This is a genomic window from Candidatus Paracaedibacter acanthamoebae (assembly GCF_000742835.1).
GTDB classification, from domain to species: domain Bacteria; phylum Pseudomonadota; class Alphaproteobacteria; order Paracaedibacterales; family Paracaedibacteraceae; genus Paracaedibacter; species Paracaedibacter acanthamoebae.
The window spans coordinates 1,707,501-1,730,587 of sequence record NZ_CP008941.1 but is presented as its reverse complement, the minus strand read 5'-3'; the positions used below and the strand labels follow the sequence as shown (position 1 = coordinate 1,730,587).

Below are 23,087 nucleotides of genomic sequence, written 5' to 3'. Positions count from 1 at the left end.
TTATGTAGTTTAAATAAATTTAATTAACTATTTAATTAAAGTTACATTTACCACCTGAGTAATTCTGGACTAATACGTATAAATAATGGTAGTTGAATTTTAAATAAAATTTCCTACTTTTAATATGAAACAGCAATAATTAAATATTTTATTTAAAAATAAAATATTATGTATTATTTATTTGTTGCCTTAATGATTAATCTTAGTCCAATAAAACCAAAAGAGAAAATCTGACCTTTTAAACAATAGACTTCTTTCGAAACTCGAATATTAGATAAATTTTATGTATTGTGATGCTTTTAAGGGAGCATTATGAAACTCAAAGCAGTAGAAATATTAGATAAAGAGAAATTTCGGCGCCTAACAGGTATCAAGCGTACAACCTTTAATAGGATGATAGAAATTTTAAGAGAAGCAACTCAACTGAAGAAAAAGAAAGGCGGCAGAAACACTAAGCTTTGTATAGAAGATATGTTGTTAATGACGTTGGAATATTTAAAAGAATATCGGACGTATTTTCACATAAGCCAGAGTTATGGAGTAAGTGAAAGCACAGCCTATAAGGCAGTGAGATGGATTGAAGATTCGTTGATTAAACATCCAGACTTTGCTTTACCTGGTCGCAAAGAGCTTTTGAAAAGTGACGTTAAGTATGAAATGGTGCTTGTTGATGCAACCGAAAGTCCCATTGAGAGACCTAAAAAAAGCAAAAGTATTTTTACTCCGGTAAAAAGAAAAGGCATACTCTGAAAAGTCAGTTAGTCGTGGATAAAAAGAGTAAGAAGATTATTTGTACAGCTTTCTCTAACGGTAAACGCCATGATTTTCGCTTGTTTAAAGAATCAAAAACACGGGTTCATCCTGAAACAAGCATTTTGACCGATACAGGATATCAAGGGATTCAAAAAATTCATGCTAAATCAAAGCTGCCTAAGAAGAAAACAAAAAAGAATCCTTTAACAAAACAGGATAAAAAGGACAACCGTCAATTAGCCAGTGGGCGCGTACTTAATGAAAATGTCATTGGCGTTATCAAGCGCTTTAAAATTATTGCTGATCGGTATAGAAATAGACGCAAACGCTTCACTTTAAGGTTCAACTTAATAGCAGGAATTTATAATTTTGAGCTCCTACTATGAGTTTCGAAAGAAGTCTATTAAAAAACCCCTTCTTCTAATAAGGGGTTTTTAGGAGTTTCGGCTTTGCTTAAAGAAAAGCCAGAGAATTTACACGTTAAATCTAAAATGGAAAATGTCCCCATCTTTGGCGATATAATCCCGGCCTTCTAAACGCATCTTGCCAGCAGCTTTGGCTCCCGTCTCACCATTACAGGCAATATAATCCTCATAAGAAGTAGTTTCCGCACAAATAAACCCGCGTTCAAAGTCGGTGTGAATTTCACCGGCGGCTTGTGGCGCTTTGGCTCCCTTATAAGTGGTCCAGGCGCGCGCCTCTTTTGGTCCAATCGTAAAAAAAGTCAACAGATCGAGCAATTTATACCCTTCGCGGATCACTTGTTTAAGACCTGTTTCTTGGAGGCCCAAGGATTGTAAAAATTCTAGTTGTTCTTCTTCTGATTCGAGCGAAGAAACCTCAGCTTCGATGGCCGCACTAATAATAACCGATCCTGTACCATGTTGCTGCGCATAGGCGGCGACTTTGGCTGTATGAGCATTGCCTGTTGCGGCTTCTTCCTCGCTGACGTTGCATACATAGAGGATAGGCTTGGATGTCAACAGTTGAAGTTGATCGAATAAAGGCTTTTCATCCTTGCTAACCTCAAAAGTATTGGCCATTTTGCCTTCTTCAAGATGCTTGAGAACTTTTTGAGTTATGCCTAGCAATGCTTTTGATTCAGCATCGCCACCTTTGGCCTTTTTCTCAAGCCCTTGGACGCGGCGTTCTAAGCTTTCCATATCGGCAAGCATCAATTCTGTTTCAATGGTTGTCAAATCTCGCAAAGGGTCAACGCTACCATCAACGTGCGTGATGTCATCATTCTCAAAACACCGCAAGACATGAATAATGGCATCAACACTGCGAATATGACCCAAAAATTGGTTACCTAGACCTTCACCTTTTGAGGCGCCGCGGACTAAGCCGGCAATGTCCACAAATTCGAGTTGAGTCGGAATAATTTTTTGTGATTGAGCAATTTTAGCCAACTCAAACAAGCGTGGATCGGGGACGCCGACGCGGCCGGTGTTGGGTTCAATCGTGCAAAAAGGGTAATTGGCAGCTTCGGCTGCTGCAGTCGCTGTTAGTGCATTAAATAGTGTTGACTTGCCAACGTTTGGCAATCCAACGATTCCACAATTAAATCCCATTTTTTTCCGTTTCTTCTAGGTTCTTGGATATAGTTATACAGCTTTTTGCGGACGGAGAGCAAGGAAAGAGTCAGTTAATTTGTGGGAGGATATCTTCCCTTATTTTATCGGAAAGTTGTTTTTTTGTTAAGGCGTAGGCGCTCTCGCACCAGAGTTTTTCGGCATAGCGGAGAGCTTTGCCGATGGCTGGACCTTTAGTGATCCCAAGGGCAGTGAGATCATGGCCATCAAGAGGAAAGGGGGGGATAACAAAAGAATGAAGGTGTTGCCAACGATCAATTTCATTTCTGAGCAGACAAACATCGAGGAGCTTACTCAAGCCAAATCTATAAGCAAGATAATGCAAGGATTCCTGATGTATTTGTTGCTGTAACTTACCGATAATCGTTAAATAGCTTTTTTCTTTATTGGAGAGTCGTAATTTATGCTCGTTACAGTTAAGCGCCACAAATCGTCTTAAGAAGTTGTCGGGAGCCGATACAATAAGTTCTGCTTTCAAAAGATTGTGAAAATTTTCCAGATTATAGGATGCTAAAAATTGAGGTAAGATCTGACACTCATCCATAATAATAAGCTCTTCATACGGCGCTTTGCTGGCTAAAAGTAAAAAGAATTCTTGAGTGATTCGTTCCACTGAAAGGGTCTGGAGTTGGGGGGCAAATTTTGTAAAAGTTGCTTTCAATGCTGCTGAGATGGGCTGTTTGGAAAAACGTTCATGGAATCTAAAGAATCTTAAAATTCTTAGATAGTCCTCTTGAATTCGATCTTCAGCATTGCCGATAAAACGGATAGTGCCTGAGTTAAGATCGGTTAGGCCATCGGCGTAATCATACAGTGTTCCGTCAAAATCCATGTACAAGGCATTAATGGTAAAGTCGCGACGGGCTGCATCTTCTTCCCATTTCTCGGTATGGCTAATGGTTGCGCGGCGACCATCGGTCGTTACATCACGACGCAGAGTCGTAATTTCATAAGGTTGTTTATTAATGACCAGCGTAAAGGTTCCATGATCCATACCGGTGGGAATAACGGTGTATCCATGTTGTTTTAATAAGATGAGCCCTTGAGTGGCGGGCATCGGGGTTGCTAAATCATAATCATGGGGGAGCAATCCCAGAAGGCTGTCGCGGACACACCCACCAACATAACGTAGACTAAAACCTGCGTCTTGATAAATTTTTTGAATGGGAAATAAATCAGGAATAATGATGGCCATTAAACCGACCAGTGATAAATGGCGCGCCCAAGAAGAGTCGAACTCCTAACCTTCAGATCCGTAGTCTGACGCTCTATCCAATTGAGCTATGGGCGCGTTTCTGAGATAAACTTGATATTGGTAGTTATACAGAAATTCTAAATCGCTTTGCAACATATTTTTTGGAAAAATGCAAAAAAACGTTCCTTCAACTCTTTAAGCTTATTAAGGAATTATTGTTACTCTTGTCTTTTAAGTCATTTGTCTTCGATCATAAAGGAAACAATCCTTAAATTTTAGGAGGGATGAAGGATGCAAAAAGGGATTATATTGTGTAGTCTGTTATTAACGACAACTCTTCATCAAGGTTTGGCTCAAGATATGACTCAGGAAAATCAGACAACAGTAAAGGGTCCCACCGCTCAACCAGAGCAAATCCCTGTTCCCAAGGCTGAAAAAAGACCAACAGTTCGAACGGTGCATGGTATTGATCTGTGGGATGACTATCCTTGGCTTCGCGATCCTCAATGGAAAAGTCCTGAGCATGGGGTTCAGGATCCAGCAATATTAGATTACCTGGTGGCTGAGAATGTTTATCATGACGCCTTTATGACGCCTTTAACAGCGGAGCGAGAGCGTTTGTTTAACCAACGGAAAGGGTATATCCCAGATGTTGATGAAAGCGTTCCTCTTAAATATGGAGACTACTATTATTTTAGCCGTCAGACGAAGGAACAAAATTACCCTGTTCGGTTACGTAAAAAGGGTATTGAGGGCGCAGAAGAAATCTTTTTTGATGCAAACGAAGAGTCAAAAGGTCACGAATTCTATAAGGCCGCTGGCTTACATGCGACTCGGGATGGACAGTACCTTATTTATCTTGAGGATACAAAGGGCAATGAGTTTTGCACTCTAAAGGTCCGCAATCTGTTCACGGGTGAGCAATTAGCAGATACGATTGACAGTGTCGCCTCAACAGTGTGGCTGTCCGATAATAGCGGCTTTTACTATAGCCAATTTACCCCTGAATGGCGGGTAAAAAAGGTATTTTTCCATAAATTGGGTGATGCTGTTGACGCAGACCAACTCATTATGGAAGAAACTATTGATGAGCGTAGTCTTGAATTGCATCAATCCTTTGATGAACATTATTTATTTATTCAGTCAGCCTCTAAAGAGGATGAATCGGTTTGCTATATCGATTTAAAAGATCCTGAGCGCAAAATTGTGAAGCTTTATGATGCTAGAGAAAAACGTCATTTAGAAATAGATCACCATAATGGATATTTTTATATTTTAACCAATGATGAGGGTGAGAATAAACGTTTAGTCCGGGTTCCCATTGGCCAACAGGGAGGTGAATTCGAAGAAATTATCCCGCATGATCCTGCTTCTTATATTACAGCATTTGTTCCCTATAAAAGTCATTTTGTTCTATCCTTCCGTCGGCAAGGCTTAGAAAATATTGCGGTTATGGATCCAATTTCCCATGATTTACGCTGGATTGATTTTCCCGATGCAACCTATGATGCCACTGTTGCTGCAACCTATTATGACGATGAAACATTCCGTTTTTCTTATTCGTCACTGGGGCGCCCAACCTCCGTTTACGAAGTTAATTTTACTGATCTCAGCCAGAAGCTATTGAAAACTCAAGAGATTGGTAGCGGCTTTGATCCGGCTCTGTATCATGTTGATCGCATTTGGGCAGACGCCCGCGATGGGATTAAAGTGCCTGTCTCTGTGGTTTATCGTAAAGACAAATTTACTCCAGGAAGCGGTAATCCTTTGCTGTTATACGGATATGGATCCTATGGATATGCAATTTCACCATCTTTTAGTGGTCGTGCCTTGCATTGGATGGATAATGGGTTTGCATTTGCTATTGCCCATATCCGGGGCGGAGATGACTTAGGATACAACTGGTATTTGGATGGTAAATATTTAAAGAAAAAGAATACGTTCCATGATTTTATTGATAGTGCTGAGGCCCTTATCAATCTTGGTTATACAACAACTGGCAATATAGCCGCCATGGGTGGAAGTGCCGGTGGAATGTTGATGGGGTATGTCGTGAATCATCGCCCTGATCTCTTTAAGGCGGCCTTTGCTATTGTTCCCTTCGTGGATGTCATGAATACGATGCTGGATGAATCTTTGCCGTTGACACCGGGCGAATTCAAGGAATGGGGTAACCCGATTGAAAGTAAGGAATACTTTGATTATATGCTCAGTTACTCCCCGTATGACAATATGAAAAAACAAGCTTATCCCGCCATGTACATAACGGGGGGCTTGACTGATCCGCGCGTGACTTATTGGGAACCTGCAAAATTTATGGCAAAATTGCGTGAGTTAAATACCGGCACGCTGCCCATGGTGATGCATATGAATATGGCTGCTGGACACGCGGGTGGCTCGCGTCGCGATGAGGCCCTGCGGGAAGAATCAGATTATGTAGCCTTTGCACTCAAAGTATTTAATATGATTTAGTCGTTCTGAGGTTTATTCTATCTAGAATTCAGCACAATCTCTCACGCTTCCCCAGGCTCGATCCCCCCTCTAGTTGAGGCCAGGCCCGGGGTTTTGAGATCGTTTGAGTGATCGCTTGCCATCTCGAGTTCCCGGCTCTGCGGCCGGGAAAAGAAAGTTTTTTATAAAATTTTTACCAACCTCCCCCTTTTTCCGGACAAGCGCAGTGCGATCCGGAATCTCGAAATCACATAAATCATCCCTTGCAAGCTTGAGTTCCCACCTCTGCGGCCGAGATAAAGAGACTATAAGCAAGACAGAAGAATAATAAACTCATTTAATTTTATTTTCTGCACGTGTCTCAACGCTCCATTAACTTTTATTTGAGATTCTAATTATAGAGGGACCATTCAACCTGCTAGAGCCGATGAACTACCGCGATCCATATGAATCCAAGAAATTCTTTCAATCTCAATGGCATCAGCCATTTAGAAGATTTCGCAAAACGGTCCTACCAATTATTGTTTCAGGCATTAGCGTATTTATCGTTATGATGGGGATTTTTGCTTTTTTTCCTGGGTTCATCAATAACAGCGGAAATAGTCTACTGATTATTCTGCATACGAGTATAGCTGTTCTGGGCGGCGTTGCCATTGCCTTTTTAGGACATTTAATCTCCCTCAAAAGCTTAAGCCGATTTGAGACTATTAAAATCCGTAACCGTTCAAAAAAATAGGAGTTTCAATGATTAAAGCTTGGGTAAATTTCCTCACTACCTTTATTAAAGCCAGTGTTGCCATAGGGGCAGGCCTTACTGTAGGTCTTTACGGTCTCTATTTAGGAGGATGGCTTGATTTCAATACTCAACTTTACCCGATGCTTAGCTTAAGCCTTATCATTGCCACAATTTCTGGAATGATTCAGGCGATTCGCACCTTGCCTGTGGCTCATGATTGGGAGCCACCTGCTAATAGTGCGCTAATTCCAGCCAAAGTTTTTCCTTCTAACCATTCCAGAAAAGCGCCGCCAGCGGTAGATGTATAAGTCAATTGATCCCCAACGCCTGCTTTATTAAGACAAGCTAAAGTATCGCCGCCTCCTGCAACACTTACCAACTTGCCCTCTTGAGTTTTTTGGGCGATATAGTGAGCAATCGCTACTGAGCCCTTATCGAAAGGTGGTACTTCGAAAACACCGACCGGCCCATTCCAAACAACAGTCTGGCATTGATCGAGGGCTGACTGAATTGTCCGAATAGAGGTTACGCCGATATCCATAATCTTAAAAGCGCCATCTGGCGTTGCGTAGTCTTGCGGCAAAATCAGAGTACAGTTATTTTCTTGCGCTTTTGCGATGATGGTGTGAGCTTGTTCAATTAGATCCGGTTCTGCTAACGACTCCCCAATATCCGTTCCTTGGGCGAGCAAGAATGTATTGGCCATTCCTCCCCCCAGCACTAAATAGTCAACTTTGGAGACTAAGTTGGTTAATAACTCAAGCTTGGTTGAAACTTTTGATCCACCCGCAATTGTCATAAGGGGCCGTTTTGGCTCTTTTAAAATTGATTGCAGGGCCATTAATTCAGCTTGCATAGCACGGCCTGCAACAATGGGCAAATAATCCCCAATCCCCACCACAGAAGCATGAGCACGATGGGAACATGAAAACGCATCGTTCACAAAAATATCACCTAACTGAGCAAGCTGTTGCGCAAAGTATGGATCATTTTGCTCTTCCTCCCTATGAAAGCGCAAATTTTCTAATAAAACTATTCCACCATAAGGGGTATTTCGAATAGCGAAATCTGCCGCCTCTCCAATGCAATCAGAAGCAAAATGAACAGGGCAGTCAAGGTATTCCGTTAATAGTCGCGCCACCGGTTGTAAGCTAAACTCTGGATTGACCTGGCCTTTTGGTCGACCAAAGTGAGATAAAATAATGATGCGGGCATCTTTTTTAATCAATTCGTTAAGAGTTGGTAAAGCTCTGGTAATGCGGGTATCATCACTAACTTCTTGATTTCTTATTGGAATATTTAAATCTAGTCTAACAAGAACATTTTGTTGAGTGACATTAATCTGATCTAGAGTTAAAAATGATGACATGATACTTTAAAACCTTAACGACTATTTTAAGACTAGATTAAACAAAAAGCATAGAAGACGTAAAGTGGCCAGAATAGAAAATTTAGAATTCTATAACCTTTCCTTAATGACCGGACGAACTAAAGTCATGGGTATTATTAATGTCACACCAGACTCTTTTTCAGGCGATGGCCTAATGAAGCATGACGATGTCATTAAAAATGCTGTGGCGCAGGCACAGGGATTCATCGAGCAAGGCGCGGATATTCTTGACATTGGGGGGGAAAGTACCCGCCCCGGCGCCAAACCTGTGTCTTTAAACGAAGAATTATCCCGAGTTGTTCCTGTTATTGAGGCCATCCACCACCAATTCCCTGAGGTTTTAATTTCAGTGGATACCACTAAATCAGAGGTCGCCAAAGCTTCTATTGTTGCTGGTGCGTCCATTATTAATGATGTTAGTGGCTTGCTGATGGATCCCGCCATGATTAATGTTGCGCTGGAAGAAAATGTTCCTGTGGTTATTATGCATTCACAACTAGGAGCATGTATCCAGCAGTTTGATCGCCTGGACCCGTTAAACACCTGTGGTCGCACCATAGACGTTGAAGTTGCAAGTGATCTGGATCGCATGGCAATTCACGCTATTAGCCGAGGCCTAACACGCCATCACATTATTATAGATCCCGGCATTGGCTTTGCCAAAACACCTGATCAAAACTTACAATTAATTTCTCACTTAGACAAGATCAGAGCCTTAGGCTATCCGTTACTGTTAGGCGTATCACGTAAATCATTTATTGGGCATACCACTGGCGATTCGGTGGAGAAACGGATGCCGGGCAGCATTGCTGCCGCCACCATCGGCGTTCTAAAGGGTGCCCATATTGTCCGCGTTCATGATGTGGCGGAAACAGTTCATGCTATGAAAGTGGTTGATGCTATTCGATTAGCGTTGTAAGGAGAACCCTCATGCAGCCGTTGGTAAAGGAAATATTTTATCAAGATCCAGCAGCTATTTTCTCTGTTTTTAAAGATCAAGTTGGTTCTATTTTTCTCGATAGTTCTAATAACTCCCAAGAGTGGGGGCGCTATTCTTTTATTGCTGTGGATCCGTGGTTGATGTTGAGAGAAAAATACCAAGATGATAAACCGCTGCCACTAGACCTTCTTGAGAAGCATTTACAATCCTATCATCTTGACACTATTCCAGATTTACCTCCTTTTCAGGGGGGTGTTGTTGGCTATTTATCCTACGAATTAGCCCGCAGTTTAGAGAACCTACCCACCGCCCCTGAGGATGATTTAAATTTTCCCGATTTAATGATGGGGTTTTATGATGTGGTGGTGGCGTTTGACCACCATCAACAGCGCGGTTGGATATTTTCTAGCGGATTTCCTACAGAAGATTTAAGCTATGCCCACCAGCGTTTAATCTGGATGAGTGAGATTATCAATACTCTTAATCCCTCTAAGAATAATTCTGTTTTTGACGTTGGTAACCTCTATAATCCTTTTGATCAATATACCTATCCGTCCCAGGTACAAAAGGTCATTGACTATATTTATGTAGGTGATATTTATCAGGCTAATTTGACGCGCCGGTATGAAGCCAGTTATCAAGGTGATCCCTTTGCCTTATATGCTCGGTTGCGAGAAAGAAATCCGGCTCCTTTTTCGGCCTATATAAAAGATCAGCATCATGTTATCGCCAGCGCCTCCCCGGAACGCTTTTTAAAGTTAACGGATCAGCATGTGGAAACAAAACCTATTAAAGGCACCATTCACCGAGATTTAGTCGATCCAGTTCAGGATCAACATCTAGCCCAACAGCTCGCAGCATCAGAAAAAGATCGAGCTGAAAACCTGATGATCGTTGATTTAATGCGCAATGACTTATCCCGTGTCTGCCAACCGGGCAGCGTGCAGGTCCCCAAGCTACTTGAGGTAGAATCCTATGCCACAGTGCACCATTTAGTCACAACAGTTACTGGCACGCTGGATGACAATAAGTCGGCCATCGACTTACTCAAAGCAACCTTCCCGGGCGGATCCATTACAGGGGCCCCAAAAATCAGAGCTATGGAAATTATAGCAGAACTCGAACCAACTTATCGGGGTGTTTATTGCGGTTCGATTGGCTATATTGGTTTTGACGGAACCATGGATACCAGTATTGTTATCAGGACTTTTTTGTTAACCGATGATAAGCTGACTTTCCAAGTCGGTGGTGGCATTGTTGCAGATTCTGATCCTATTGCGGAGTATGAAGAAACATTAACGAAGGCTGGCGGCCTTAAAAAGGCACTTAACCTATGATTTTGATGATCGATAACTATGACTCCTTTGTCTACAATCTGATCCGCTATGGTCGAGAGTTAGGAGCCGAAATGGAAGTGGCTCGGAATGATGCCATAACAATTTCACACATAAAAACTCTGGCCCCCAGCCACATCATTATTTCTCCGGGTCCTTGCTCGCCCACTCAAGCCGGCATCTCTCTTGACGTGATCTATTATTTTGGGTGCCACATCCCCATCCTTGGTGTTTGCCTAGGGCATCAAGCCATTGGTCAAGTCTTTGGTGGCCAGGTGGTCCGAGCCTTGAAGCCGGTCCACGGTAAGGTTCATAAAATCAAACACAATGGAACAGGCTTGTTTGCAGGCGCCCCTCAGCCGCTATCTGTGACACGTTACCATTCTTTGATTGTGGAACGAGCCTCGCTTCCCGCTTGCCTTGACATTACAGCGACAACGGATGAAGGAGAAATTATGGCTCTGCGTCATCGACAATTACCCATTGCCGGCGTCCAATTCCATCCAGAAGCTGTTCTTACCGACTTTGGTCATGGGCTTTTAAAAAACTTTTTCGAGGGCAATCTCTAACGTGATTATTTATCTTAATGATGAGTATGTTGAGTCTTCCAAGGCTAATATTTCTCCTGCGGATCGCGGATTAATGTTGGGTGACGGCGTTTTTGAAACACTTTTTTATAATGGCATGGTAATCGAATGCTTAAGGCCACACTTTGACCGTTTAGTTAAAGGAGCCACTTTATTCCAGATTCCTTTTAATTTAGTGATCTCAGAATTCAAAGCAATTTTATTAGCTATTATTGATCGCAATAATCTTCAGGGCATCGGCACGGCCTTAAGATTTACTCTAACGCGCGGACCTGGTGAGCGGGGACTGGCGACACCACAGTCAGTTAGACCAACACTCTTGGTGACAGCGCAACCTTATCAACGTCGCCAGCAACTGTTGCATATAAGTTTTTCACAGTATTGCTTTCAACAATCTTCTATTTTGTCAGGCGTTAAACATTTGGGATATCAACTTCCTCTTTTAGGCCGATTGGAAGCTGAAAATCGAGGTCTTGATGATGTTTTATTTTTCAATGACGCCGGGTATTTAGTGAGCGCCACAACAGCTAACGTTTTTATTCTAAGCAATAGCGTGTTGGTTACACCACCGTTGAGTGATGGCTGCTTACCCGGCGTCATGCGCGCCAAAATCATTCAAGAAATGCAAAAAACAATGACACCTGTACGCATCGATCACATCACACGCCAAGATGTCGAAGAGGCGACCAAAATTTTTCTGACTAATAGTTTGATTGGGTCTGCTCTCGCAGTTTATAATCCTTAACTTCGACGGTCTGCATAATTCTTCGTTCGCTCAATTTCCTCTTTAACCTTAAGTCTCTTTTTTTTCATTTCATGTAAATTTGTCTCACTCACAAAGGCGTGAGTTTCAATGCGGCGAATCTCTTTATCTAACTCCTCATGCTTTTTTAAGAGAGCTTCAAGGTGCGATTGAATGTTCATGATAACCTCCCTGAATTAATTACACTTTATTATATGGGGCGTAAAAAAAATATGTCAAATCACTCGGAGGAGAAAATACATTTCGAAATAATCTTTGAGCTGCTTTTAAGAAATTTCTACACATAAGATCAGAGCTCAAAATTTTTGATCAGTTATTCGATGACCTTAGCTTTTTCATCTAAGGAGAGGGGAGCTCCACATGAGAAGCGGTTACTGCTGGGAGCAGTCTTCCATCAAGGCCAGGGATACATGGGAGATTATAGAGTAGCCCCTCCCCATTCTAGACATACTAAATCTTGAGAGGGCGTGAAGGTTTTATGCTGAGTACCTGCGCCTTAAATTTTACGGCGACTTATGCAGCGATTTATACCTTTGATGCTCAATAAAAGAAACACCCCCTGCCGATTTATCTCTTATTGGCTAGATCGGATCTGAATAGCCAGCGCATGCACCGTTGTTTTAAGTTCATCATCCAGGATTTGATAGATCCGCTGGTGAGCTGCCACTCGGCTTAATCCGTGAAGAGCCGAGGATTGGATGATAATACGGAAATGGGTTTCTTCGCCGGCATCTGCATGGCCTGCATGTTTTGAGGAATCATCCTGAACTTTGAGAAGTGTTGGATGCAGGTGCGTTTGCAGTTTTTCAATAATAATATCTTTAATTTTTCCCATGATGCCTCTTGATAAATGTGATGCTGAGTCCCATAATCTTGCTATGTTTCAAAAATTTTCGCAATGGTTTGATCGGGGAAATCCGCATAAAGCGCCTGAGGGGCGTTTATGTGATCATTCTGGATGTCCGCAACAGGGGGAACATCGAGCCCCGAGATCACGTCACCAACTTGAGAAGGGTGAGCAAGATTGGCTATGGTTTTGTCTTGAACATGTGCGGGACTATAATTCTAAGTGGAATTATTATGCAGGGATGAGCGAAGCTGATCAACTGCAAGAACGCCTCGATGATATCGTCTGGCAGCGTCCCAGTTGGCCGCTGGGAAAGCAGGGAGAGCGCAAACAGCTTGATGTTGAGTTTGATGATCCTTTGGGTATTTTCGACCACCAACAACGCCGACCTTTATCAACTCAATTTTTTTCATTGCCGAAACAACGCATGGAAGATCTAAAGCTTTTTGAGCTGAAAGAAGATTTTTCAAAAGCAGATCTCCAGCAACGGTATCGGGCGTTAGCCAAACAATATCATCCTGATACCAATGGGGACCCAGAGGCGATTGAAAAGTTTCGGCAGGTTAAAGAAGCCTACGAACGTTTGAAATCATACTGAACGGATACTTGAATCTTCTCAGAAAGAGAGTATCTATTTAGTAGAGAGTAATTAGAAAATTAAATGGTCAGCCATGAATGAGAAACACATTTTGCCAGAAGAAGGATCTATATCGCTAAAAGATTCTATGGAAGTACAATCAATAACAGAAAAGATTGTCCTGTATGGGTTTAGGGGATTGTGTTTGACAATAATACTCTCTTTTTCAGGTTTAGCTTATATGAAAGGTGGGGGGCTTGCCCTCCTAATAGTCATTGGCGTATTTATTAGTTTGGTATACGCGCTGGTATTGTTTGTGGGTGAAGTTGGAAAAACCCAAGGGGCCTTTTATCGCATTACGCGCAAGACACCCACTCAACATTTTGATGAGAAAATTAAATCTTAATCCCAATTTTTGTTCGCAGCCTTTAGGGACTCACATTCTAGTAAACTGTTTCCGCATAGCGTTGGGACGATGGTTGGTTCCTAGAGTTGGGGGTTGAATTGCCGTATGCATTTGAGGATGAGCTATAGGTCGATGGCCCATAACTTGACGCTGATGAATTGGGTCCACTGGATGAACCATAAGGTAAGGGCGCACGATAACTGCTAGCAGCTTTTGATCCATACGACGAAGGCGCCTTATCGGTTGAGGAGGCTCCATAACGGGAGGAAGATGAAGGATACCCAGATGACGTCCCATAAGCTGGTGCCGTTGGGGGGGTGAGGGGGGTTCCTGTCATTGCTGTCGCCTGAGTGTTGGCGTTATAAGTTTTTATGAGGGCCTGAGCATTAGCAACTCTTGGAGGGACAGGGGGTTGGCGCTTTTTATTTTTCTGGCTTTCAATGCTTTCCCATGTTTTTTCATCCTCTGATTCCAGTCTCAGTCTTGCTGAATATTTTGCTTTTTTAAAGGCCGCTGCAATAGAGTCTAAATCAATGGGATTAGACTTTTGGGCCTCTTTTAATTCGTCTGTAATCTCAAGAAGAAATCCAATGACAGGATCTTTTGGATTGAGAGTGCGCGTTATACCCTCAATAATGCGACTATCATTATTAGAACACTCACTATAAGTTCGGCAGGAAGTCACATTACGATCCAGTGCTTGAATCGTATAGATTAAAATGTCATCTGTGTCAAAGAAGGCAAGCGGCAATAATTTTTTCTCAGCAGCATCATAGTTAATCTGCTGTTGCGGCTGAGGGGTAGGGGCGAGTGCTGGTGCTGCAGGTTGCTTAACTCCAAAAACGGAAAGAACTGATTGGAATATTGCCATCTTATCAGTTTTTGCCTTTTGCGTTTCTTTTGGCTTGTGGCGTTTAAAGATTTTTGCTTCCTTTGGATCGCTAAGACGCAGACCATTCAGATAATCGGCTCGTCCTTTATCCGATAGCTTGTTATAAATCATAAGCTTGGTTTGCGGGCGATCCATATCAAAAGCATTCATGAGGACAGTTGAAAAATTTTCCAGCATTTCTTGGATGGCGGTATCAATTTCTTGAGCCTTTTGAGGCCCAGACCGTTTCGAGTATGAAGTACCATAGCTGTTATAGTCAGAAGAAGCATTACTGCTATAATCTGAATATGAATTCTTGCTATAATTAGAATAAAAATTGTTGTTGTATCCGGCTCCGCCAAAGCGAGCTTTCATTGCTTTAATCTCATCGTGATAAGCCCGGCGGCATTCATCGCGATTTTTACACCGGATTGCTTTTAAATTGTGCGTGAGCTGTTTTAAAATCTCGGCTTTTTCTTTTGCATATTTAGTGGTTACGGTTAAGCGTCGGCGCGCATAATTGGCGGTACCAGCATTCGCTAAGGAAACTGTATAGGCTTTTCCGGATGCATTGACTTTAATCGTAATGTCCGCGAGGTTGACAATTTTGGCCATGAGAGCTGGCTGAGGGGCGGCTAGCTGTTTTTTAATCAGCAGCCATTGTTCCTGGGATTGATTTTTCGGTGGGGTAACGGTGGAGCCATAGGCATAGCGGGATGTGGGCGTATCTTGCCCCCCTTCAACCTTTTGTCTTAATTTTAAAAGTTTTTGATAGCTTTTATCGGTCTGGTCCACCAATTGTAGATACTTATCAACAATTCCCAGATCGATAACTAAATTTGCTTGGCGATCAGTCGGGCGATTTTGAACATCTTCAACGTCTGTAAGAATCATGCTCAAAATCTGATCATAATCGTAATGGGCCCCTCTCACTTCTATAATCTGAAAGGGGGGTGATTTTCTCGTTCGTAAATCTGCTTTTATTGTTTCAACTATTTCCTGCCGCAGTTTCTCAAGCGTACTGTCCTTCATAGCATCTGTTCCTTTTTGGCTAAGAGGAGCAAAAATCTGACTCGCCATTTGGGCTTGGTTTAGGGTATAACGTTTGCCCGCTCTATAGTCAGCTTGCGCGGCTGGGGACATTTCCTTATAAATGGTTGCTTGGGAATAAAAACGTTGTTTTTCTTGAAAGCGTGATCCAATTGTTTTAGCTGATAACTTCGATGTCTTTCCAGCAACACTGACATCAAAGGTAAGATTTGTCAGCGTGGTCGGCGTTGGTTGTTGTGGTTGTTTGGCCGGCATAAAAGTTTGGGACATGGTTTTCCAATCATGATCTGACTCATTTTCTAGTGGAGCCGACGGATCTTGATAATTTGTTTGGAGAAAGAAAATTAAGTTATCCATGCTTATGGGGGCTTTGTTGGCTTCAGTTTCAATAGCGGACCTTAAGTTTTGAAGTTTTGTAAGGGCCGGATCATCTGTTGCTATATGTCCCTTGACGTTATCCAAGAGGTTAAGTTGAATTCGCAATGCTGCTTCACGATCCATCCGTGTGTAATCCTGACTATCTATTTTGGTTAGAAGATCATTCAAAATGTCGTCATAGCTTAAACTCATTCCTTTAATATGTTTGATGGTATAAGGAGGAGTCGCCATGCGGTGAGCTTTATCAACCATATCATGAACTTCATGGGTCAATTGTTCAAGAATTGTTGTGTCAGTTTCCGTCAAGTGGGCAGGATCAATAGAGAGCACATCAAAGCCACTATCAAAATTTGGGACTTCAATACGATATCCTTGACGGTATTTAGTTTGTCCCTGCGCTGACATTGCTTTGAAGATCAGATTTTGAGGGTAAAATACGGTAGATTTGAGAAGAAGGGGTAAGCGTTGCGATAGGTTTCTGACCACTTCAAGTTTTTTGGTCAAGAGATCAATATCGGCTTGTTGTGTTGTCCGATTAAGCCTATTTTGAGAACTTTTATATTTATCGGTGAGTTGTCGCAATTTTTGTTGGAAATATTCTGTACAGTTTTTGGTGGTTGTACATCGACCAGAGGATGAATAGGAAGAATAACTGCTCGATCCGCTTTGCAGATCTTCTAAAACCTCATCGACAATAGGATCTGCCCAAGCGACGTGGGATAATATTACTGTCAGAATAGACAGGATGATCTTTGCAAATTTAACCATGGATGATAACCTAAGATTTTCCTCTTTGCTTATAAGTATGCTATGGTGTGGTTAAGATTAGATTAAAGTGAGCAAAATATGTCATCTGATATTATTCCGTTTCAGGGCAATCCTCTTGTGGCTGTCCAAAATGAAGATGCTCCTCCTTATAACTTAGAGGCAGAGCAAGGACTGTTAGGTGTTCTGTTGCTTGATAATTCAATGATGGAGCGGGTGGGGGATTTTCTAAAGCCCTATCACTTTGCCGATGCAATTCACGGAAAAATTTTTGAAGGTATCTGCCGCTTCGTTGAACGAGGACAAATTGCTGATCCTGTCACCTTAAGAGACTATTTTGAGCGAGATAAAGCTTTAGAACCTGTGGGAGGGGCCGCTTATCTGGTTGATATTGCAAATTCAGTGTTATCGATGTCGAGTGCAGTTGATTACGGCAAGCTGATTCATGATCTTTTTTTGCGTCGAGAGTTATTAAAAATCGGTCAAGAAATTTGCGGGAGCGCCAAGACCTATGAATTTGATACAACCGCCGTCAATCAAATTGAGCAAGCCGAAAAGCAGCTATTTGATTTAGCCACTAAAGGTCAGTCTTCTGGGGGGCTTTTGCCGTTTAATTTGGCCATTACAGAGGCCCTGCAGACAGCCGAGATGGCTTTTAAACGGGATTCTCATATTGTTGGTGTCACCAGTGGTTTGATTGATATGGATCGATATTTAGGTGGTCTGCATCCCTCCGATTTATTGATTCTTGCGGGTCGGCCGTCTATGGGGAAAACGACGTTGGCTACCAACATAGCTTTTAATGCGGCTAAAGCCGTCCTGGATAATGATCCGAATGGGGCCCCGGTGGCTTTCTTCTCTCTCGAAATGTCAGCAGAGCAGTTAGCATCCCGTATTTTGGCCTCTGAGTCTGCTGTCTCATCCGACAAGATTCGTCGCGGGGATATTCGGGCTGAAGATTTTCCCAAATTTGTTGAGGTTACCCGGACTTTACAAGATCTTCCTCTCTTTATTGATGATACAGCTGGGATTACGGTGAATGCCATCCGCAACCGCTGCCGCCGCTTAAAGCGCCAGCATGGATTGGGATTGATTGTGATCGACTATTTACAATTGATTGAAGCGGGGGGAACCAAGCGCGGAGGGGACAATCGCGTTCAGGAGATCTCGGATATTTCCCGGGGGCTTAAGGCTATTGCTAAGGAATTGGATGTTCCTGTTATTGCCTTGTCTCAGCTTTCTCGTGCGGTGGAACAGCGTGAAGATAAACGCCCCATGCTTTCTGATCTGCGTGAATCCGGCTCGATTGAGCAAGATGCCGACGTTGTGATGTTCGTTTATCGCGATGAATATTATCTTGAGCGTCGCCGTCCACCGGAAGGAACCGATAAATTCATGCAATGGCAAGAAGAAATGCAAAAAGTTTATAAGCAAGCTGAGATTATCATTGCCAAACAGCGTCACGGTCCGGTGGGAACTGTTAAACTTTATTTCGATGGGGCCTTGACTAAATTTAGTAATTTGACCGAAAATTATATGGACTCTTAAAGATGAGATAACTCCTCGGTAAGAAACTGTTTGAGGAGATATTTCATTTTGTTAATTAAAAGAAGGATAAACTAATGGATAGATTAATCAAAGAGCTTAAAGGAACATTGGGAGCTCTATTTATTGCAATTATTATTAGGACATTTTTATTTCAACCATTTGTTATCCCCTCTGCTTCTATGTACCCAACGCTGATGATTGGGGATTTTTTGTTTGTATCAAAGTTCAGTTATGGCTACAGCAATTATTCATTTCCCTTTGCGCCCCCTCTTTTTGAGGGCCGCCTTTTGGACAATGATAAGCCGACCTTAGGACAGGTGGCTGTATTCCGTGCACCGGTGGGTAAGACAGAAAGCTTGTTGAAGCGGATGACTATTTATTATGATGAATCCCTTGATTACATTAAACGAGTCGTGGGGCTGCCCGGTGATAAGGTGCAAGTCAAAGATGGGATTCTCCATATTAATGGTGTGGCCTGTAAATTAGAAAAACTGGATGATTATACATTAAGGGATCCGCGGGATAGTTCAGTGAAAGTTATACCCCGTTATCGTGAAACTCTGCCAAATGGTAAAGCGCATGAGATTTTGATGCAGTACCCTTTTGGTGTTCATCCGGCCGATAATACGCCTGAATATACTGTCCCTGCCGGACATTATTTTGTCATGGGGGATAATCGCCATAACTCGCAAGATAGTCGGTATATGAAAGAGTTGGGATTTATTCCCGAAGATCATTTGTTAGGACCAGCGCGAATATTGTTCTTTTCAACCGATGCCCGTTGGTATGACGTCCTCGCTTGGATCCCGGGTATTCGGGTGAATCGTATCTTAAAGGTTATTGAATAATACGTTCAGTAAGGTAGGCTGTGGAAGGATTTCTTCCTGGCCTTCAATGTAAAACTCCCTTATCCCGGCTCACTGGCCGCGAAAAGAGAGCCTCTTTCCGGGCAACCGAAGGGCGACCCGGAAACCATACCTTGACTTTGTGGACAGGATGATTTTACCACAGCTATATCCGTCTAAATCTTAATAGCATCCAGACGCAGGAATGGATTCCGGCTCAAGGCCGGAATGAGGAAGAGTGCACCATTATACCCACCCTTTTTCCAGGCAACCGCAAGCGCGACCCGGAAACCATACCTTGGCTTGATCCCCAATCCAGTTGAGGACAGGTCAGGGTTCTCGAGCGCATAAGGGCTTGCGCTTGCCATCTCAAGATCCCGGCTCTTCGCGTTGCTGCGGCCGGGAAAAAAAGGGGTAGATAAAATCAAAAATTTAATCAATAGAAAACTGTATATATTGGCGAATTAATTCTACTCTTGCTTGTAAATCCAGTTCAAAATATTCCTGACTGATGGTGTTCCAGACAGGGTTTGGCCATACAGGATCAGTATGGTATCGAGCGATAACATGGATATGAAGTTGAGGAACAACATTTCCTAAAGTGGCAACGTTGATTTTATTAGGGGCAAATAAATCTTGCATAATCTTTGAGATTTGAGCGATTTCATCCATCAACTGATGTTGGTCAGGGCGAGAAAGATTAATTATTTCAATAATGTCATCAATCTTGGGAATAAGGATAAGCCACGGAAAGGCTGCATTGTGGGATAACCGGACTTGACATAAAGTTAAATCTGCAATGAATTCAGAGGATTGAGCCAGGCGATGATCGAGTTGCATAATGTATCCTTTTTGGCTAATTTAACTTATAATGGTGCAAAAAGCTGTGCCAGACAAATTTTCTTTTGGCAAGAGCTGTTTTATCGGCTATAAAGAATCAAAAGCACCCGTAGCTCAGCTGGATAGAGTGTTGCCCTCCGAAGGCAAAGGTCGGACGTTCGAATCGTCTCGGGTGCGCCATTTCTCCCCCCTCTCTATAATGTGAAAATTGGCTTCTATGCCGTCAGCTATAAATCTAATAAATAGAAATTTTCCAGATTCCTAACTCCCGCACTGAAAAGATTAATTTGCCCGTTTACAACCTGGTCATTGAAAAAGCTCCTGTTTTACTCTACAAATAAAGCAATAGATTATTTGTTTGAGGGGGGATTATATGAAAATAGAATTTAATAAGCCAGCGTTGCCAACCGCAGGAATTCTTGCGGTTATCATAACATCCAAGAATTTTGATTCGTTTATTTCTGACTTGGATGCAAAAATGTCGGGTCAGCTAAAGGCGATTGTTAATGCTGATGATTTTGATTTTAAAAAGGGTAGCGTTGTTTCACTCGTCTATCCTCAGGGAACAAATCTTACAAAATTACACCTGATTGCAGCGGACGCTGAAAAGTTAAAAGATCACTATCAATTGGAATTACTGGGAGCGAAGATTTATTCAGCCTTGGGTAAAGAGCAAGCTGAGTCTGTCACTATTTATAGTCCAGAGTTGGGGGACGTCCAGGCGGCTGGTATTATTGCAAGTGGATTGTTACTCAAGTCCTGGTCATTTCCAAAGTATTTTACCAAAAAAGAAAAATCTGAGTTTTGCCAAGTCAAGCACGCCACTGTTCTAACTGAGAATACAGCAGAAACATTTGCTAAATTTAAGGAACTTGAGCAAGTTGCTGAAGGTGTATTTTTAGCTCGCCATGTAGCGTCTGAACCACCTAACGTTATTTATCCAGAAACATTGGCTCAGCAGGCTCAATCTTTGGAAAAATTGGGCGTGAAAGTTGAGGTGTTTGGAGAAAAAGAACTGACGAAGATGGGCTTTAATGCTTTGCTGGGCGTGGGCCAAGGAAGTTCGAAAGAATCAAAAGTTGTGGTTATGCAATGGAATGGTGGTAACGCTGACGATAAGCCCGTGGCTTTTGTGGGTAAAGGGGTGACTTTTGATACCGGCGGTATTTCTATTAAGGCAGCTCAAGATATGGATGCCATGAAGTGGGATATGGGCGGTGCTGGTGCGGTTTTGGGAGTGATGCGAGCCTTAGCAGGTCGTAATGCTAAAGTTAATGCGGTTGGTGTCATGGGGCTTGTAGAAAATATGCCGGATGGAAATGCTCAACGCCCGGGCGATGTGGTAACCTCACTTTCCGGTCAAACAATTGAAATTCTCAATACGGATGCGGAGGGACGCCTTGTTCTAGCCGATGCGCTTTGGTATACTCAAGATCGATTCAAGCCATCCTATATGGTGAATCTAGCTACTCTAACAGGGGCCGTCATTATTGCTTTGGGATCAGACCATGCAGGTCTTTTCTCAAATGATGATGAGTTAGCTGATATGCTGGCAGAGTCGGGAAAAAAGGTCAGTGAAAAATTATGGCGTTTGCCGTTGTCTGAAGCTTATGACAAAGATATTGATTCTCTGATTGCTGATGTTAAGAACCTCGGAAATGGGCGCAATGCAGGTAGTATTGCTGCGGCTCAATTCTTGCAACGTTTTGTCAATGGGACTAAATGGGCTCACTTAGATATCGCGGGTACAACTTGGGATAGTAAGGCCAAGGGCACTTATCAAGCAGGCGCCACAGCATTTGGTGTACGTCTTTTGAACCACTGGGTCAAAAAGCATATTGAAAAGGCTACCTCGTAATGGATGTTGCTTTTTATCATCTAACAGTAACGCCTTTAGAGAAGGCGTTGCCGAAGTTAGTTGAGAAAATCTATCTGAATGGATTGCGTGCCCTTATTGTGTGCGATTCTCAAGAACGCCTGGAAACTTTAAATAGCGTGCTGTGGACCTTTTCACCCACTTCCTTTATTCCTCATGGTTTTGTTGGTGATCCGTTGAGGCATCCTGTTTGGTTGTCTTTATCCGCGGACAATATTAATAAGGCTGAGGTTGTTATTGTACTCAATGGGGCAATGATCCCTGATAATGGTTTTGATCGGTGTATGGATATGTTTGATGGAAATAATCCGGATACTGTTCATAACGCGCGGGACAGATATAAGTCTTATCGAGACAGGGACTTCAAGCTGACCTACTGGAAACAAAATGACAAGGGTGCTTGGGGGCAGGGATAAAAAATCTAAAGGATTCTTGGAATAGATGGGGGGGTATGCCCCCTTTTTTTAGTAGACAAGAGTTTGAAGAATGCGATCTATCTCATTAATTATAAGAGTTTCGAAGAGGATCTTTTGGTCAATATCTTCCATCCAAGCAATTTGTTTATCTGCTTCTTCTTTTTTGTTGGCAAGATATTGCTTAAGTTTTTCCAAATTTTCTGATGCTTCTAGCTCTGATGCCGTTGGTTCGTAATTAAAGAAGAGAAAAGCTGGGAATTTTTTTGATGTATCCTCTGGAGAAAGCGCATCAAATTTTTTCATAAGCTGGTTACCTGAAATAATTTTCTTTAGCTTCTGCAAACGATAATTACTTTTTAAAATTTCTAGTTGTACAGCAGTCTGTTGGAGATGGTGATCTTCTTGGTTCGAATCTAAATTATGAAGAATTTTAAGGCTATCCTCAATCATATAGTATTTATTAAATTTTTTCTGAGCCTTTATATGGGCCTTTGTCATCTTCTTTATGTGTGTTGTTAAAGCCGATTTGGTTTTCTGCAAAATATCTGTTTGATCTTTGTTAAAAGGTGCACTTTTTATGATCATAGTCAAGGTTGGCCAAAGATCGGGCGTCATGAAATGTTGATCAAAGAGGATAATACCATCGGGATCTTCGTTCGCTTGTTCAATAATACTTTCTCTAGATATTGGGGTGAGATTTGTCGGGGCTGGGCTATCCAGAGTCCAGCTATTGTGTTTAATTTCAGCTAACGCTCTTTTTTCAGGATGATAGAGGATAAGGTTAGATCCTCCCATAATAGAAATTAAGTTTGCTGGACTCAATATTTTAAGTGCAATATTTGGTACGCAGACAAGGATCTGCCGAATAGTTAATTGTTCGATTTCTAGTAAATTTCTTTGATTCATCAATTTTTCAAATTGCTC

General features: G+C 42.2%; 23 protein-coding genes and 2 tRNA genes (1 of these 25 only partly in view). 15 read left to right on the top strand and 10 right to left on the bottom strand.

Annotation, left to right across the window (positions count from 1 at the left end):
* The first annotated feature begins 312 nt into the window (after positions 1 to 312).
* Positions 313 to 1,139 (top strand): IS5 family transposase gene (locus ID47_RS12680; protein WP_156956708.1). Its coding sequence is split into 2 segments (ribosomal slippage): positions 313 to 700 and positions 700 to 1,139, totalling 828 coding nucleotides; the frame shifts between segments, so codons are not numbered across the junction.
* 87 nt (positions 1,140 to 1,226) lie between these two features.
* Here ID47_RS12680 and ychF read toward each other — a convergent pair.
* The 3 genes from ychF to ID47_RS07750 form a co-directional block, all read right to left on the bottom strand.
* Positions 1,227 to 2,327 carry a redox-regulated ATPase YchF gene (ychF, locus tag ID47_RS07760; protein ID WP_038465352.1) on the bottom strand — a complete coding sequence of 367 codons (1,101 nt, stop codon included), beginning with the start codon at positions 2,325 to 2,327 and terminating at the stop codon, positions 1,227 to 1,229.
* A 70-nt stretch (positions 2,328 to 2,397) separates the two neighbouring features.
* Positions 2,398 to 3,543: a CCA tRNA nucleotidyltransferase gene (locus ID47_RS12445; RefSeq protein ID WP_075261586.1), complete on the bottom strand. Its 1,146-nt coding sequence runs from the start codon at positions 3,541 to 3,543 to the stop codon at positions 2,398 to 2,400.
* A 19-nt stretch (positions 3,544 to 3,562) separates the two neighbouring features.
* Positions 3,563 to 3,639, bottom strand: a tRNA-Arg gene (locus ID47_RS07750).
* Between the two features lie 195 nt (positions 3,640 to 3,834).
* Here ID47_RS07750 and ID47_RS07745 point away from each other — a divergent pair.
* The 3 genes from ID47_RS07745 (at position 3,835) to ID47_RS12975 (ending at position 7,038) form a co-directional block, all read left to right on the top strand.
* Complete coding sequence (locus ID47_RS07745) at positions 3,835 to 6,015, top strand: S9 family peptidase (protein ID WP_051908757.1); 2,181 nt, start codon at positions 3,835 to 3,837, stop codon at positions 6,013 to 6,015.
* Between the two features lie 406 nt (positions 6,016 to 6,421).
* Positions 6,422 to 6,730 (top strand): hypothetical protein, encoded by a 309-nt coding sequence (locus ID47_RS07740; protein WP_038465350.1) that lies wholly within the window; start codon positions 6,422 to 6,424, stop codon positions 6,728 to 6,730.
* Positions 6,731 to 6,738: 8 nt separating this feature from the next.
* On the top strand, positions 6,739 to 7,038 hold the full coding sequence (locus ID47_RS12975) for a hypothetical protein (RefSeq protein WP_156956707.1): 300 nt from the start codon (positions 6,739 to 6,741) through the stop codon (positions 7,036 to 7,038).
* Here ID47_RS12975 and ID47_RS07735 read toward each other — a convergent pair.
* On the bottom strand, positions 6,942 to 8,099 hold the full coding sequence (locus ID47_RS07735) for a phosphoglycerate kinase (RefSeq protein ID WP_038465348.1): 1,158 nt from the start codon (positions 8,097 to 8,099) through the stop codon (positions 6,942 to 6,944). The two genes, ID47_RS12975 and ID47_RS07735, sit on opposite strands and share 97 nt — an antisense overlap.
* A gap of 64 nt (positions 8,100 to 8,163) precedes the next feature.
* Between ID47_RS07735 and folP the strand changes: the two genes are divergently transcribed.
* Genes folP through ID47_RS07715 form a run of 4 tightly spaced genes read left to right on the top strand, consistent with a single transcriptional unit; the run spans position 8,164 to position 11,726 of the window.
* A complete protein-coding gene (folP, locus tag ID47_RS07730; RefSeq protein ID WP_038465346.1) occupies positions 8,164 to 9,039 on the top strand; it encodes a dihydropteroate synthase in 876 nt (291 codons plus the stop codon).
* A gap of 11 nt (positions 9,040 to 9,050) precedes the next feature.
* Positions 9,051 to 10,397: an aminodeoxychorismate synthase component I gene (gene pabB / locus ID47_RS07725; protein ID WP_038465344.1), complete on the top strand. Its 1,347-nt coding sequence runs from the start codon at positions 9,051 to 9,053 to the stop codon at positions 10,395 to 10,397.
* On the top strand, positions 10,394 to 10,963 hold the full coding sequence (locus tag ID47_RS07720) for an anthranilate synthase component II (protein WP_038465342.1): 570 nt from the start codon (positions 10,394 to 10,396) through the stop codon (positions 10,961 to 10,963). Before pabB ends, ID47_RS07720 begins: the two co-directional genes overlap by 4 nt.
* A 1-nt stretch (position 10,964) precedes the next feature.
* Positions 10,965 to 11,726, top strand: a complete 762-nt coding sequence (locus ID47_RS07715) for an aminotransferase class IV (RefSeq protein WP_051908756.1) — start codon at positions 10,965 to 10,967, stop codon at positions 11,724 to 11,726.
* Here the strand turns inward: ID47_RS07715 and ID47_RS07710 are convergent.
* Positions 11,723 to 11,905: a YdcH family protein gene (locus ID47_RS07710; RefSeq protein ID WP_038465340.1), complete on the bottom strand. Its 183-nt coding sequence runs from the start codon at positions 11,903 to 11,905 to the stop codon at positions 11,723 to 11,725. The two genes, ID47_RS07715 and ID47_RS07710, sit on opposite strands and share 4 nt — an antisense overlap.
* A 413-nt stretch (positions 11,906 to 12,318) precedes the next feature.
* Complete coding sequence (locus ID47_RS07705; protein WP_038465338.1) at positions 12,319 to 12,579, bottom strand: BolA family protein; 261 nt, start codon at positions 12,577 to 12,579, stop codon at positions 12,319 to 12,321.
* Here ID47_RS07705 and ID47_RS07700 point away from each other — a divergent pair.
* Complete coding sequence (locus tag ID47_RS07700; RefSeq protein WP_051908755.1) at positions 12,578 to 13,189, top strand: J domain-containing protein; 612 nt, start codon at positions 12,578 to 12,580, stop codon at positions 13,187 to 13,189. The two genes, ID47_RS07705 and ID47_RS07700, sit on opposite strands and share 2 nt — an antisense overlap.
* Positions 13,190 to 13,262: 73 nt before the next feature.
* Positions 13,263 to 13,574 (top strand): hypothetical protein, encoded by a 312-nt coding sequence (locus tag ID47_RS07695; RefSeq protein ID WP_038465336.1) that lies wholly within the window; start codon positions 13,263 to 13,265, stop codon positions 13,572 to 13,574.
* A 37-nt stretch (positions 13,575 to 13,611) separates the two neighbouring features.
* Here ID47_RS07695 and ID47_RS07690 read toward each other — a convergent pair whose 3' ends face one another.
* The gene (locus tag ID47_RS07690; protein WP_038465335.1) at positions 13,612 to 16,641 is read right to left on the bottom strand and encodes a hypothetical protein; all 3,030 of its coding nucleotides are present in this window, start codon (positions 16,639 to 16,641) and stop codon (positions 13,612 to 13,614) included.
* 78 nt (positions 16,642 to 16,719) lie between these two features.
* Here ID47_RS07690 and ID47_RS07685 point away from each other — a divergent pair, with 78 nt between their 5' ends.
* Together ID47_RS07685 and lepB are read left to right on the top strand one after the other, a co-directional pair.
* Positions 16,720 to 18,186, top strand: coding sequence for a replicative DNA helicase (locus ID47_RS07685; RefSeq protein WP_038465333.1), 1,467 nt, complete (start codon positions 16,720 to 16,722; stop codon positions 18,184 to 18,186).
* Between the two features lie 74 nt (positions 18,187 to 18,260).
* A complete protein-coding gene (lepB, locus tag ID47_RS07680; RefSeq protein ID WP_038465331.1) occupies positions 18,261 to 19,034 on the top strand; it encodes a signal peptidase I in 774 nt (257 codons plus the stop codon).
* A gap of 173 nt (positions 19,035 to 19,207) precedes the next feature.
* Here lepB and ID47_RS13285 read toward each other — a convergent pair whose 3' ends face one another.
* Positions 19,208 to 19,399, bottom strand: a complete 192-nt coding sequence (locus tag ID47_RS13285; RefSeq protein WP_198022271.1) for a hypothetical protein — start codon at positions 19,397 to 19,399, stop codon at positions 19,208 to 19,210.
* Between the two features lie 64 nt (positions 19,400 to 19,463).
* Complete coding sequence (locus ID47_RS07670) at positions 19,464 to 19,871, bottom strand: HIT family protein (RefSeq protein WP_038465326.1); 408 nt, start codon at positions 19,869 to 19,871, stop codon at positions 19,464 to 19,466.
* Between the two features lie 103 nt (positions 19,872 to 19,974).
* On the opposite strand from ID47_RS07670, the gene ID47_RS07665 reads away from it, so the two are divergent.
* The 3 genes from ID47_RS07665 to ID47_RS07655 all read left to right on the top strand — a co-directional run bounded on the left by ID47_RS07665 (position 19,975) and on the right by ID47_RS07655 (position 22,163).
* A tRNA-Arg gene (locus ID47_RS07665) sits at positions 19,975 to 20,051 on the top strand.
* A 193-nt stretch (positions 20,052 to 20,244) separates the two neighbouring features.
* Entirely contained in the window at positions 20,245 to 21,729 is a 1,485-nt protein-coding gene (locus ID47_RS07660; RefSeq protein WP_038465324.1) for a leucyl aminopeptidase, read from the top strand.
* Entirely contained in the window at positions 21,729 to 22,163 is a 435-nt protein-coding gene (locus ID47_RS07655; protein ID WP_038465322.1) for a DNA polymerase III subunit chi, read from the top strand. The genes ID47_RS07660 and ID47_RS07655 overlap by 1 nt, the downstream gene beginning before the upstream one ends.
* 48 nt (positions 22,164 to 22,211) lie before the next feature.
* Here the strand turns inward: ID47_RS07655 and ID47_RS07650 are convergent, their stop codons facing one another.
* Positions 22,212 to 23,087 carry the 3' portion of a hypothetical protein gene (locus ID47_RS07650; RefSeq protein ID WP_038465320.1) on the bottom strand. It continues 168 nt past the right edge of the window, so only the last 876 of its 1,044 coding nucleotides appear in the window; the start codon falls outside the window, past its right edge; its stop codon occupies positions 22,212 to 22,214.